Here is a 14,900-nt window from a genome sequence, read left to right on the forward strand (position 1 = left end):
TCTTTTCTAATGTTGTGCACTTCATTATCTAAGATACTAAGTTGCTCTTTGAGTTCAGAAATCAAATCACCGGTGCTAATTACTCCGGAGTTTATTGCATATTCTAAACTATTTTCATCATCTGAATTTTTCATTCTAGCAGTTAAGTCACCTTCTGCAACTCTATGCATTACATTGCTAACTTCTTCCAATAATTCTGCTAACTTAGCTTTATCCATATCCAAAGTTTTATTCAATTCAACTACGCTACCAGCCATTTCGTTAAATGAATCACCCAATTCCTGTAATTCATCGCCAGTTGTAATATTTGTTCTAGCACTAGTATTTCCTTTTGCAAATTCATGTACTGTATCCAATAGCGAAATCAATGGTCTAACAATAAATCTATTTGTGAGGAAAGCGATAAGCAATACCAAAATTATGCTCAACATACAAACTACAAGCATTGTAACTTGAATATCTACCATTATTCCAGCCATGGTATTTGCAGGCATTCCCACGTAACAAGTACCTATAATTTGACCCCTAGCATTTCTAAGTGGAATTAAAGAGTCATAATAAGTAATACCTGCCACATCTTCCTTGTAAGAACTTGTATCTCCGTTAACTATTTTTTCATAGGCTTCAGGACCTACAGTTTTACCAAGTAATGATTGAGTACTATCTTTACCCATTGCTACCCATTTGTCACCTAATAAAAGTTCAGGTAACTCGTGAGTATTTTGCTGAATTTTATCTAACATGTATCTGTCTTTATTCAACATGTCAATACCTACAATGTATCCCACAACTTTTCCATTACTACTTAAGGGTACTGCAGAAACTGAACAGAGTACGCCATCAACACCCGAAACTATGGAATCAGGGTCAATTTTGTTTGCTGTGGAGGTACTCATTTTTTCGTATGAAGCATATTTACCAGAACTTATTGTAGCACTCAAAAGTTCTTTTAAATTCATTTCTTCGGTTTTACCTTGTGAAGAAGACAGTACATTCATTTCGGCATCACAAAATGCCACATAATCTATATAATCCAATTTAGACTTATAGTCCTGCGATTTGGCATATAAGTCATTGTAATCTTTTTCTTCAATAGACTTTATCAAAGGTCCTGAATTTATGGGAGTAATTGCAGACCTTATGTTTACTAAATGCTCATCAAACATATTTTGAATAGCTAAAACATCTTGATTAACGTCGCTTATCATATTGTGGTCTAATTTTTCAGAAACTACTTGATTAGTGATTATGCCCAAGGTAGCAAGGGGGATTAAAGATGCTGCCAAAATCACAATAAATAGTTTCATATTCATTTTTTTTAACTTCGGGATTTTCATAGTTATCTCCTAATTAGCCATATATATCGAATAGCCATATTTTAATCTAATTTAATTTAAAATAAGTAAATATTCAAGTAATACCAGTTTATATTAAACCCTAATTTTAAGAAATATTTAATTTGACATATTTAATTTAGAAATATTGTCGATATCAAATCGTCACATTAATAATAAGTCTCTAAAACTATAAATAATTATTGAAATAACCCTATTTTCGATAGTTATTGAATAAACAAGGATTGTTCCGACTAAATCTAAAAAAAATATTGCCTTATGTCATTTGGCAATATGATATAAAGGATATAAATATAGTATTTATAGAATAAAAGATATTTAATGGATTAAATTGTAAAATATAGTTAAAAAAAAGAGAATTATGGATATTAGGGTTATTTACAGGGTATTTATATCTTAATTATCTTAGTTATCTTAAGTATATTATTTATTTTAATTTTATTAGTCATCTATCGTTTTTTTAATTTTTTCAGGGAAACTAATAGCGCCAAAGTTACAAGCATGAGAAACACAACCCGTGCAATTTATAACACAACTATACGGATATTCGACAATGATGGTATCGTTTTTAAGTGTATATACCCCCTTGGGGCAGAAATTTATACATTCTTTGCAATCGACGCATTTTTCATAATCTATTTTAGGATACCACTTAATATCTTCCCTTTTTAAATTATCATATTCAGGATATTGAATTTCCTTAATTGCTTCATAAAAATTCTGATAAGTTGATATATGATAAGCTCTTAAATTTTTATAAATTTCGATGTATGCTTCTTTTAATTCATTTAAATCCAATTTTTCGGCAATTTTCTTAATTTCCGTGTTTAAAATCATTGATTGCCTTATTTTTTTCAAAAGTTCTTTTTCGTTATTAATTATGTTATTTACATTATCTAGATTGTTCTGATTACCTAAAATATCATTTGAAGAATTATTTTTATTTTTATTTTTAGTTTCAAGAATAATATCACCAAAATTATTGATATATTTATAATAATACTAGAGAATATTTAAAGTTATGTTTATATATATTCAAGTTATATTTATGTTTGCATTTTTGACCATAAATTGACTAAAATACTCTAATATGTTAATAATTAAAAATTAATTAACGGTGTTACAATGTTTGAATTTAATATAATGGATTTATATGAATCCTTAATTAATTCTATACGTTATACGATTAGTATATCAATAATAGTTCTATCTTCAATGTTTATAATGAATTATTTAATAAATACCGGCGTTATGAAAAAATTAAGTGACTTTTTATACCCTGTAACCAAGAATTTAAAGATGAATCAACTTTCACTTTATTCGATAATAACTTGTTTTTTTAGCCCTACTGTAGGATATTCAATACTTGCAGAAGGTTTAAAAGATAATAAGCTAACGGAAAAAGAATTAATAGGTTCTTCACTTGCTAATTCATTCCCTTCAATATTTTCACACATATTTACATTTTTCATACCTGTAGCAATACCAATATTAGGTTTTACAGGGATAATTTACATAATATTACGTTCGGGAGTGGCTTTAATTAAAACAGTGATTGGATTAGTTTATTTAAGCTTTGTTTCTCAGTCGGTTGATTTTACGCCGAAAAAAAATGAAAAGAATAAAATAAAAGACAATCTAAAAAAATCATGGAATAGTACAGTTAGATTTTCAAAAAGAATGCTTCCCGTAATGTTCGTTACAATGTTTATTGTCATATATTTCTCAAAATTGGGCTTATTTGAATACTTAAAATTGTTGATTAACCCATTCACATCAGTTTTAAACCTTGACTCAAACGTGGGGCTTATCATATTAACCGACCTTGTGAATGTGCAAGCTGCAATGGTTATGGGAGGGGGATTCCTAACCGGTGGTATATTAAACCCTCGTGAAGTTTTAATCGGGTTGATGTTTGCGAATGTGCTTTCACTATCGACTAGGTATGCGAAACACTCATTACCCATGCACATTTCGATATTTGGAACTAAATTGGGTACTAAAGTTGTGATGATAAATGCTGTCGTGACTTTTATCTTGGATATCATAATAATAGCAGGATTACTATTGTGGCAATAAATATTGGTAATTGGATTAAATTAAAATTAAATTAAAATTAAATTGTAAAATAAATACTAAACTAAAAATTAATTATGATATTATAATCTTAAAATCATAATTTAAAAATCATAATTTATATTAGAATTATAAACTTTATGGAAAATTATCAAGGGGTATTTTATGGAATATCTTGAAATTTTTTATTCATCTGCATACAGCTCCTTACGTTATACGTTGGGAATATCTGTTACAATCATAATAACCGTATTTATTATGAATTATTTAATTAATGCAGGTTTGATGAAAAAAATAAGCGAATATTTAAGTCCATTTACTAAAAAGCTTAATATAAACGAGATAGTTACCTATTCCATGCTCGTATGTTTTTTCGACCCCACAGTAGGCTATAGCTTATTGGCAGACGGTTTAAAAGACAGAAAAGTAAATGAAAAGGAAGCCATAGGGGCTTCTTTGGCTAATTCCTTTCCTTCAAACGCATCAGAAATCTTAACATATTATGTTGCTGTAGTAGTTCCACTATTGGGTATCGTAGGGGTTTATTATACGATTATAAGGTTATGTATAGCCTTGTTTAAAACTTTAGTGGGTATATTATACTTAAAAAAAGTTTCAAAACCACGTGAAGATATCTTTGAATTTAAAAAAATCGATAGAAAAAAGAATATTAAAACGTCTTTTGAAAAAACAACAACACTTGTAAAGCGTATTGTACCAGTAATGTTCATTACAATGTTTATTGTTATGTTAATTTCCGAAATGGGATATTTAGATAATTATAATATTGTCATGGAGCCTTTTACTCAAATTATGGGCATAAGTCCAAGTGTAGGAATATTAGTAATTACTAACTTGGCCAATTTCTCGGCCTCATTAGTACTTGCATCAGAATTTCTGCAAAATAGCGTATTAACAGGTAAAGAAATTTTAATTGGATTACTTTTTGCAAATGTAATAAGTTTTTCAACTAAATATGCTAGATACTCACTACCTTTCAATATTTCGATATTTGGAACTAAATTAGGTACTAAAATAGTTATTATAAATTCAATATTTGCATTCCTAGGTGATTTGTTTGGAATATTGTTTTTATTGTTTTTATTTTAAATTTTGAGCATAAATAGTGTATTATTAAAAAATAAAAATAAATAATAAAAAAATAATAAAAAAATAATTAAAATAAATAAACTAAATAAAAATAATTAAAAAATAATAAACTAAAAATAAGTAAATAAGTAGCAATTAATATCCAAAGTATATTTTAAGCACATACGGATATTTGTACTTATTTTCATCACTATTTTTTTCAAAAACAGTATATACTGTTTTATAATTTGGATAATTCAATATTTCATTCTCAACGTACACCACATAGCTACATCTTAATTCGAGGCATATGTCCCCAAAGTAATATTTCTTTGATTCAACTTTTGAATAATTGGCTAATTCCATTTTTGTAAGGTTGTATTCATAGTTTGGCAAGTTTTCATCGACTTTAATATTTTTTTGCTTTAAATCGTTGATTAAATTAAATGTAGCGACGTTTTCGATACCTGAAGGTATGTATTCGTTAGCTAACATTTCTTCTACAGCATATAATTCTAAAAGTTTTGTAGACTCTTCTTCGGGAATTACGTGGTAAATTTCGATATATTCGATTTTTTGGGAGTTATCGATATAATTTTCAAAATTAGTAAGTGATGAGTTGGTATCTATTGTATAATAAGTATTATTATATTCAATAACTGCGAAAGAGGATTTACTACCATCTTTTTGTTTTAATATCAATATGTAAGTTGGTATGCCGTTACTAAATAAATAAGCAGAATTGAATATCGTGTAATCTAGATGATTACCTTCCCGAGCCCGGTAAAATTCCAATGGAGTTTTTGGCGCGTAATCTGAATTATTGAGTGCAGGTAGGTATTTAAAATTGTTACGTTCATAAGTAAGCAAATTTGTGGCAGTTATCAAATCGTTATCTGATTTTAAATCATTCAATTCTTTAATACCTTTTAATTCATTTGCATACCTAGGTTGCAGATATGAATAGAGATAGTCGTATTCCTCGTATTTTTCATTTGTATTGTAATCTAAATAGGTTCCATAAGGCGTTATTTCACTATTTACTATCTTATTATTGAACGTATTCATGTCAGTAGGCATTATGTTATTATCTAAAGAATTAATTGCATATTGGGATACCATTACTAAAATTAATAGGATACCCCCAAAAAATAAAATTTGATTGAAATTAGGTAATTTTGAAAGTTTAAATTTATTATCCGATTTATTATTTAAATCCTGATTATCGTTTTTGGTATTTTTGGTATTAAAAAAGTATTTTTCAATAATTAATGGATTTTTTGAAGATTTTGAAGATTTTGAAGAATTTCTGGTTTTATTATTCGTTTTTTTAATTTTACTTTGTTTTTTATATTTGATATCTAAATTATTTTCATTATCTTTATTACGATTATTCTCTGTAGTATGCCCATTATCCGCACTAGTTTCATCTTTTGTACTTAAAATAGCTACATTTTGGTAACTTAATTCTTCATCATTATAAGTTCTAATAAGATTGTTTTTTAAACCATTGTTAATTTTTTCCTGCTCAAAATTTATTTTTTCAGCTAATCTCTTATAATATGGAACATCGATATAGACCAAATAATCTTTATTACCTAGCAATTTATCAATATTTTTTAAGGTATTCTCATAATCTTTAAAATAAATTCCATATTTAATATCTTTTTGTAAATATTCAACGTCCTTAAGAAGAAAACTTTTATTTTCGTGTTCCAATTTCTTAATAGATATATCTTCAATTAATTTAGCGTGTTCTTCAGATTTAGTAATTTTAAATAGTTTTTTTGCATATTGAAGAGCTAAACCATATTTGTGAGTTTTTAATGAATTTTGCATTCTCTGAGAATAAACTTCACCTTCATAAAAATTTTTAAATTCTGGTAAATTATCTTCAAATTCTGAAATGTAGTAATCAAGATATTCATTTAAATCAACGAAATTATCATAGTCCTTCCGGTTGTTTAGGTATAACTTCCCTATGCAAACATCGCACTCTTCACATTCAGTATCGCCTATATTGGAACCCTGTTTCAAATTTTCCCCAATATAGGTTATATTTATTACTTCTTCAATCCTTTTACGACAAAGTCCGTAATTTTTAGTAGCATATGCAATAACCGCAAAATATATATGCACCAAAATGTCATTTGGGCACATTTCCGATATTTTGGTCAATACAGAGACAGCTTCGTCATAATTTTCAAATTTTATTAATAGTTTAGCTTTCTCTTTTAACATGCAAATATTATCGGGGTCCTCTTTGAGCATCATATCGATATTTTCTAAATTATTTAGATTATTTAGATTATTTAGATTATTTAGATTATTCGGATTATTTAGATTATTTACACTATCTGAACTATTTACGTTTTTTTTCGCTTTTAATTTATTTTTAAGCCTTATGAAATCTTCACTGGGTATTTTCGATATATTAGGTATAGTAGGTACATATTGTCGATTACTCTGATTTACAGGTCTAATAATATCACCCCCACTTAATTAATTATCTATACATTGAAATATATATAATTACAGATGATTAGGATTAAATAAAGATATATTATTGAGAATATTAAAAAAAATGCATAAATTATTAATGTATTACAAATTAACTGATATATATTTCCTTTTAAAGCAAATGTAAGTATGTAACATTACCAATTTGGTATTAAATAAATACTATTGTGTTGATTAACCTACAATTATTTAAAAATACTTTAATTATATATACCTTAAAAAAAATAACATTAATTAGAATAGTATCTATCACATAAATATATCTATTCATCAATTTAGCTATTTTCAAAAACCGATATTATATAGACGTACTGGTAATTATCAACTATTAAATTACAGAATATATAATATTCGAGATATTTCTCGCATAAAATTGTAAAGTATAAATTGTAAATTCCATATGCGTAAAATTTTAAAATCATAAATTAAACGAGGGGGTAATTTATGAAAAAATGTCTAATAAATGTTGTGATTTTTGCAATGATTTTTTCATTGATACCACTTGCTACGGCCACGGATTATGAGTTGGTTGCAGGTAATGGAATGTATGATGCAGGTACTGTCACAGTATCAAATGACAATACTTGGGTATATGTTACAATAGCCACTAGCCCAGGCTGGTGTCTAAATGAAAGTCACGTTCAGATAGTGGGTGTAGAACCTACTTTACCAAGTGATATGTATGAAAAACAGAAAGATGTTCCTGACGATGGTTGGTATCCATACATAACATTCACAGGAAATCCAATACCTGGACAATTCGAATACCATAACTATCAGGAAGGAGTTAAAATTCACTACTACCAGATACCTATTTCAGAAATTCCTGACTACAATAGTAGTGAGCCTGTAACGGTTGCAGTTCACGCCGTAGTTTGTGAATGTGCACTTGACTACGAGTGTGTAACAGTTTACAACTCATGGGTAGTTGATTACGAAGACTACAAACCAGGTGAAAAGGGAAGTAACCCGGTAAGTAGATATAATCCAGATTTCTGCTTAGGAGAAAGGGATTCTGATGGTGGATTAGATAAGTTTACTAGTTTAGGGCGTGGGGGCTCTATTGTAATAGAATTTAATAACACAATTTGTGATGGTCCAGGACCTGATTTAGAATTTTACGAAATCACAAATGGACACAACCCAAGTTGGGAAGAAAGAGTTAGATTAGAATTATACTATGACGGAGAATGGCATAACTCAACAAGTTTCGTAAATAACGAAGGTGACGCAATAGGTAGTCGTACATTCAGAAATAGCGTAGAATTAAACTTACCTTACGGCCAATGTGCTGAAAAAGTAAAAGTAATCGACCAATCCACAGGAAGTAGTGGAAGTTACTTATTCGATTACGATATTGATGCAGTAAGAGCTAATTACGAATGTCAACCAATATATGGTGACCCACATCATTGCGAAACCGGATGGGGAGACGGTCAACAGTTCTACGGTAGAAACTGGGCAATGTTCTTTAACTACACTATTGAACCACTAGGACCTTAAATTAAACTAAAAAAATAAAATTAAAAAATAAGGTTAAAAAAAATAAATAAATAAATAAATAAAAATAAAACTTTTTTCTATTTTTTCAATTTTACTGCAGTACCGTAACATAAGAGTTCTGAAACTCCTTGCATAACTTGTGATGTTTCAAATCTCATGCAAACGACAGCGTCTGCACCCATTCTTTCAGCATCTTCAATCATTCTGTCCATTGCTTGTTCACGAGAGCCTGCTATCATTTCAGTGTATTCTGGTATTTCTCCACCAACGATATTCCTAAATCCTGCCATTATGTCCTTGCCTATGTTTTTAGCTCTTGCAGTATTTCCTTTTGCAATTCCTAATGTTTTTTCAATTTCGTGGTCTACAAATTTATTCTGTGTTGTTATTAACATAATTCACCTGAATAGTACTTTTAATATTTAAATAATTATTTTATTATTTTTTATTTATTATTTTATTATTTTATTATATCATAAATATGATTTTTTAGTTATTTATTTTCTAATTTTATCGTATTTAGAATCATCTTTATTCTTGTACCTATCCCAAATGACTTTTCCCAATAGTATAATTGCAATAAAAATTGCAAATACGTAAAAGCCTATGATTATATTTGTAAACTCATCACCGGTCATATTATCACTATTTCTTTTTACATGCCTAGTATTATCTATGTTTTAAAGCATATAAATATCTACGTATATTATATGGGTATAATATGAAAAATATGGATTAATCGTTAGTTTTAAGGTAATTTCTTGCAAAACAACCTTTTGATTTAAATTTAGGAAGTTTAAATTCATCAGAATTCAAATCATTTATATCGTTTATATTCCCAATGTACATATTTTTAATTCCTTCAAGGGTAGGGCAAGAATAAATATCCCCACATTCATTTACATACAGTAAATCGCCAGAATTTAAATAACAATAATTTTCAAAATCATTGCCCGTTTTATTCATTTTATATTTCTTTTTTCGATTTAGATTTTTTATAGAAATTGGATACTTTTTAGCATCCAATTTATCTATTAATTTAATAAAATCATTATAATCAGGTTCGAAAACGTCATTATCTTCAAATTTATCTTTATTCTTTAACTTCAAAAAATCAAAACTTATACTATGGACGCCCATACTTATTAAATAAATTATTAATTCTTCAATTACCGCTTCATCTAAATTATTTGATGTAATTACTGAAGTAACCCCAAAATGTATGCCATTAGCTTTAAATACTGCCATATTCTTTAAAACATCTATTTTGCAGGGCTTATTATCTGCATATACTCTAAATTCATTATTTAAATCGTCTAAACTAATACCTAAACCGATTTTATTAGTGTTTATGAATTCTATTATTTCAGAATTGATAATAGTGCCGTTGCTTTGAATTGCAAAGTTTATTTTGTACTTATAATTTTCATTAGTTGAATTATATTTGGAATTACAATAATTAACAACTTCTTTAATTAGTTCAAAATTTAAAAGAGGCTCGCCTCCGGTAAATTGTATTTTTAAATCTTTATCGATATCCAACAAATAATCTATTGCTTTTTTAGCAGTTTCAAAATTCATATTACATGCACTATTCAAATCACCCGTTTCGCAGTCCTCATTTGATAAATTCGATAAATTTGCGTAACAGTATTTACAACGTAAATTACAATTTTTGGTTACTTTTAAGATTAAATATTTCATAATTTTCCTTCAATTTTCCTTCAATGTTTTAATATCGTGTTTTATTATTTTAATTATACAATTATATTTATAAATTAAAATTAAGCTAAAATTACATATTCTCTTCTAAATCCCCATCGATTTCCAAATATCTTTGTCTCAATTTTTCAAGGGTTTCTTCGGAAGCATTCCACATGTTTCGTGCATCTGCCTCAAATAAACGTTCAATGATATTTAACTCAGCATATGGGTTGTTCTCTTCGAAAAACTCTTGCATTTCCTTATCAAAGACGTAAGTTTTAGCAATAGTTTCATACATCCAATCATCTGCAATATTAGACGTAGCATCCCATGCAAATGTATTATCTATCATTTTAGACATATCCCCAGCTCCTTTATAACCATGTCTCTTCATTCCTTTAATCCATTTTGGATTCATAATTTTTGTCCTAAATATCTGCTTACATTCTTCTTTTAAGTGTTTTGTCTCTAATTTATTTGGATTTGAAGAGTCACCAATGTAGCTTTTAGGCTGTTTACCGGAGTAATGAGTAACTGCTGCAATTAAACCGCCGTGGTAACTGTTAAAGTCGTCACCTTCAAGAATATCACCTTCTTGGTTATCCTCATTTTTAACGGTAGCCTGTATTCTTGAAAGTTGTCTTATAAACTCGTCTTTTGCAACTACACCGTAGAAATCTCGTCCATAAGCATTACAACCCCACTCAACATAAACTTTTCCCATATCTTCAACGGTTTCCCAATTTTGCTCGGTTATTAATTCAGCGATTCCTGCACCGTAAGTGCCTGCCCTATCTCCAAAAATCCTATATAGACTTGTTTTTTCAGCTTCGACTTCGGACATTCCGCTATTTATTTTTTCAGCCATTTCTTCTTTGTAGTGTTTTTTAATAAAGTTCATTTCATCGGGTTCATCGAGTTTTGCAACAACTTTAATCGCGTCGTCAATCAAATAAATAATTTGAGGGAATGTATCCCTCAACAAACCACTTATTCTTAGTGTTACGTCAATTCTTGGTCTTTTAAGCTCTTCTAAAGGTATAACTTCAGTACCGATCACTTTTTTATTCTTCCAGACTGGTTTAACACCTAAGAGATGCAATATCTCTGCGATATCGTCTCCTTTCGTCCTCATAGTAGGTGAACTCCAAACAACTACACCTAAGTATTCGGGGTAGTCGCCTTCTTCTGCAACGTATTTGTCTATTAATTGATTTGCAAGCTTAATTCCCAAGTCATTTGCTGAATTAGTAGGTATTTCTTCAGGATTACAAGAATAAAAGTTTCTTCCGGTAGGTATACACCTCGTATCTCTTGTAGGAGCCCCTGCAATCCTTGGAGGTATGTATTCACCCGCAATTCCTCTCACGGTGTTTGTCAACTCATCATCTACTTTCATAAGATTTTCGTGTATGCCGGATATCGTTGCCAATACCTCTTTTAAATCTTTTGTAAGTGAAATATGGTATGGAATGTCTTTTTTTTCCATATTTTCCATATTTTCTAAATTATTTAGGTTTTCTAAATTATCTAAATTATTTAGGTTTTCTAAATTATCTAAATTATTTAGGTTTTCTAAATTTTCAGGGTTTTTACAGAAATCATATAATTCATTTACCCTATTTTTATCGAAATCTAATTTTTCATATTCAAATAATAAATTACTTCCAATTTCATAGATTTTATCAATTATAAAATGATTTTTACCTTTATCTTCATTTAATTCATTCCAATTGTAACCCATACAACCTGAAAGAATTTCTAAATATTGATATTGCCAACGAGTTATCATAAATAACATGTTATTTAATTTGTTATCATATAATGGCACACCCATAATGTGTAAACCATCATTAATTTGTCTCGTTTTTAAATCTTCCAAGTAATTATGTATTTTTGTTAAAAAATCATCAAATTCTTCCTTATCTATGCTATTTAAATAATTTACATATCGTTCATCGGTTGAATTTGATTCTTCTTCCTTGTTTGTCGTTCTCTCGCTATTTTTTCTACCGGTTGTCTCAAAATCATCTAAAATTTTAGAATCCATTAAATCTTCGTCAAGTTTTAATTCCCTTATCTTTTCAATGATTTCTTGTTTTAAGAATTTCTTTTTATCAGTCATTATTTTGTCAGTATCAATAATGTCTCCTTTATTATTGATATCTACGTCTGCTACATCATTTACTTTATTTTCCGTACCATCTAACTCATAATATTCATCAATACTTCTTTCAAGAGTCATTAAATCGTCATAAATTTCAGAAATGGTCATAGGTGGTATTAAATGCGTAATTATTGTTGCATAACCTCTTCTTTTAGCTTGAGTACCTTCTCCAGGGTTATTTACAATGTAAGGGTATATATTCGGTAATTCAGAGCATACATCTGGGTAACAGTCTTCTGAAAGTCCCAAACCTTTGCCAGGTAGCCATTCGAGAGTACCATGTTTACCAATGTGCATGACCGCATCTGCCTTGAATACGTTCTTAATCCATTTATAATACGCTAAATAATGATGAGGTGGTACTATATCTACGGAATGGTATAATGCTTCCTTATTATCACTGTAACCTCTTTGAGGCTGTACTGAAATGAACACATTACCTTCCAAAATTCCCGGAATAATTAAATTACCATCAAAATTCATAACTTCGCCCGGTATGTCACCCCAATCTCGAACAAGTTCTTTTTTGACTTTTTCAGATAAGTTATCATACCATTCCTTATAATCTTCTCGACTAATTTTCCCAACTGCATTTTTAATCTTATCTTCAGTCATATATCTTAAATCATTAGTTGCACAGTTTAACATTTGCTTTATAAGTTCTGTTCCGTTTTCATATTCTGTATTTACAATATAACCCACGTTTTCCATAGTTTTTAAAATGTTTAAAACACTTTCTGGACTATCTAAACCGTGAGCACATGCTATTTTATCATTTCTTGGTGGATAATTATGGAATACTATTGCAATTTTTTTGTCAGGGATTGGTTTTTTATTGAGAACTGAATAATTAATTGTCATATCGACTAATTTTTCCGCCCTATCTTCAATAGGGATGTATTTTTTTATTTCGGTGTTTAATTCATTATATCCAAGTCTTTCAGAGCTAGAAATCGGAAAATGGATAATACAACCATCAAATTCAGGCATTGCAACCCCTATGACTAAATCCATAGGGCTCATTCCCGCTATAGACTCATGCCACTGTTTAAAATCATTTAAAAGTACATTTGCTTGTATTATTGGTACATTTAAATTGGTCAAAAATTCGGCTTCTCCCTCTATTAAATCAGTTCTTGTACCCATTGAGAGTGTAAACATGCTCGTATTCAAAAGTGCGTCAATTATGGTTTCCCCAAATTTCTCAATTTTATTGGCATAGAAATACTTTTCAAAGGTTTTCCTTATCCCGATACAGCCTAAATCGTTTTCTAAGCTAGCATAGAATACAGGAATTGGGAGGGCACCTTTTTCAAATAAGTTATTACATATAAATTCGATATGTTGCCTATTGTTTGAAATATAAAAGTTTCTATAAAAAATTACGCCTATTTTAGGTTTAATTTGCATTTCTTCTTCAGAATAATCGTATTTCTCTTTTACATATTCCAAATAATCTTCTGTTTCTTCAAAATATTTATTATCCCAGGTTATGCCTTGCCAAGGTACAGCTTTTGGCTTTTCAAAGTCTAATGCCAGAATTGGATTTTTTAGTAGATTATCTGATTTATTAGCTGAGTGATTAGTGGATTTATTATCTGATTTATTATCTGAAACTTTTCCAAAGTTTTTTGAAAGGTAAATTATTAAATTTTTATAGTTTTTTATCCCATCTAAGCCTAAATATTTCGTTACTTCAAGTTTTACTTCATTTGAAACGGTTACTGCTTCATCAAGTTCAGGGTGTGACTCTCCTATAGTAGGTAATGGTAAAAATGGTACGTTGTAATTTTTTAAATGTTCTTTAAAATCTTCAAATTGTGAAAATGAATCTTTACCGCCCATTAATTTAGTAAATACAATGTTAGCATTCTTTGAAAATTCTTTAAATTCAAGGTATTTTTCCTCATCACTTTTATAGGGAAAAACCTTAAATTCCAAATAATCACTTAAATTGATATTATTTTTATATTCATTATTATTATCTTTATTTTCGTCAGAATTACATTTATTTATTAAATCATTTTTTATTTGATTCAAAGCCTCTACAAAAATGGCATCATCACTGTCTGTAGTTGATACAAAGCCTATTTTTATCATAAATTCACCAAAGCAATTTTTATAAGATTTTATAAGATTTTAAGATTTTATAATGATGATATTAAGTTATATTTTGATTAATACATTTATAATTTATAAACATATCTTAAATACTATTAAAAATATCTTTAATAAGTTTAACAGATTTAATGTTTTTAATCCAATATATAGTTTTTTAAAAATTGATAACCTCGAATGTAAAATATTATATACCATATGCGATAATCTACAAAGTGTAAACTAATAAACTAAACTTTCAAAAATATAAAATAAAATTTAATAACTCGAACAAGTGTTAATAAAAATAAACTAAAATTATTGTAAATTAAGTAAATTAAGTAGATTAGCAACTTAATAACTTAATAACTTAGCATATTAGGTAGATT

Annotated in this window: 10 protein-coding genes; 3 read left to right on the forward strand and 7 right to left on the reverse strand. The window is 28.5% G+C overall.

Annotation, left to right across the window (positions count from 1 at the left end; genetic code table 11):
• Together J2127_RS06690 and J2127_RS06695 are read right to left on the reverse strand one after the other, a co-directional pair.
• On the reverse strand, positions 1 to 1,337 hold a 1,337-nt coding region (locus J2127_RS06690), incomplete at its 3' end, for a HAMP domain-containing protein (protein WP_209732798.1).
• A gap of 459 nt (positions 1,338 to 1,796) precedes the next feature.
• A complete protein-coding gene (locus J2127_RS06695) occupies positions 1,797 to 2,213 on the reverse strand; it encodes an ATP-binding protein (protein ID WP_245326501.1) in 417 nt (138 codons plus the stop codon).
• Positions 2,214 to 2,480: 267 nt separating this feature from the next.
• Between J2127_RS06695 and J2127_RS06700 the strand changes: the two genes are divergently transcribed.
• A complete protein-coding gene (locus J2127_RS06700) occupies positions 2,481 to 3,434 on the forward strand; it encodes a nucleoside recognition domain-containing protein (protein ID WP_209732799.1) in 954 nt (317 codons plus the stop codon).
• 162 nt (positions 3,435 to 3,596) lie between these two features.
• On the forward strand, positions 3,597 to 4,541 hold the full coding sequence (locus tag J2127_RS06705) for a nucleoside recognition domain-containing protein (RefSeq protein WP_209732800.1): 945 nt from the start codon (positions 3,597 to 3,599) through the stop codon (positions 4,539 to 4,541).
• A gap of 135 nt (positions 4,542 to 4,676) precedes the next feature.
• Here the strand turns inward: J2127_RS06705 and J2127_RS06710 are convergent, their stop codons facing one another.
• Positions 4,677 to 6,794 (reverse strand): transglutaminase-like domain-containing protein, encoded by a 2,118-nt coding sequence (locus J2127_RS06710; protein WP_209732801.1) that lies wholly within the window; start codon positions 6,792 to 6,794, stop codon positions 4,677 to 4,679.
• A 690-nt stretch (positions 6,795 to 7,484) separates the two neighbouring features.
• Between J2127_RS06710 and J2127_RS06715 the strand changes: the two genes are divergently transcribed.
• A complete protein-coding gene (locus J2127_RS06715; RefSeq protein ID WP_209732802.1) occupies positions 7,485 to 8,543 on the forward strand; it encodes a hypothetical protein in 1,059 nt (352 codons plus the stop codon).
• A 77-nt stretch (positions 8,544 to 8,620) separates the two neighbouring features.
• Here the strand turns inward: J2127_RS06715 and J2127_RS06720 are convergent, their stop codons facing one another.
• The 4 genes from J2127_RS06720 to J2127_RS06735 form a co-directional block, all read right to left on the reverse strand.
• Positions 8,621 to 8,938: a YbjQ family protein gene (locus J2127_RS06720; RefSeq protein WP_209732803.1), complete on the reverse strand. Its 318-nt coding sequence runs from the start codon at positions 8,936 to 8,938 to the stop codon at positions 8,621 to 8,623.
• 102 nt (positions 8,939 to 9,040) lie between these two features.
• Positions 9,041 to 9,181 carry a hypothetical protein gene (locus tag J2127_RS06725; RefSeq protein WP_209732804.1) on the reverse strand — a complete coding sequence of 47 codons (141 nt, stop codon included), beginning with the start codon at positions 9,179 to 9,181 and terminating at the stop codon, positions 9,041 to 9,043.
• Positions 9,182 to 9,278: 97 nt separating this feature from the next.
• On the reverse strand, positions 9,279 to 10,247 hold the full coding sequence (locus tag J2127_RS06730; protein ID WP_209732805.1) for a radical SAM protein: 969 nt from the start codon (positions 10,245 to 10,247) through the stop codon (positions 9,279 to 9,281).
• 91 nt (positions 10,248 to 10,338) lie between these two features.
• Positions 10,339 to 14,514 (reverse strand): cobaltochelatase subunit CobN, encoded by a 4,176-nt coding sequence (locus J2127_RS06735; protein ID WP_209732806.1) that lies wholly within the window; start codon positions 14,512 to 14,514, stop codon positions 10,339 to 10,341.
• Between the last annotated feature and the right edge of the window lie 386 nt (positions 14,515 to 14,900).

This window comes from Methanococcus voltae (genome assembly GCF_017875395.1).
Taxonomy (GTDB): Archaea; AGJL01; Methanococci; order Methanococcales; family Methanococcaceae; genus Methanococcus; species Methanococcus voltae_C.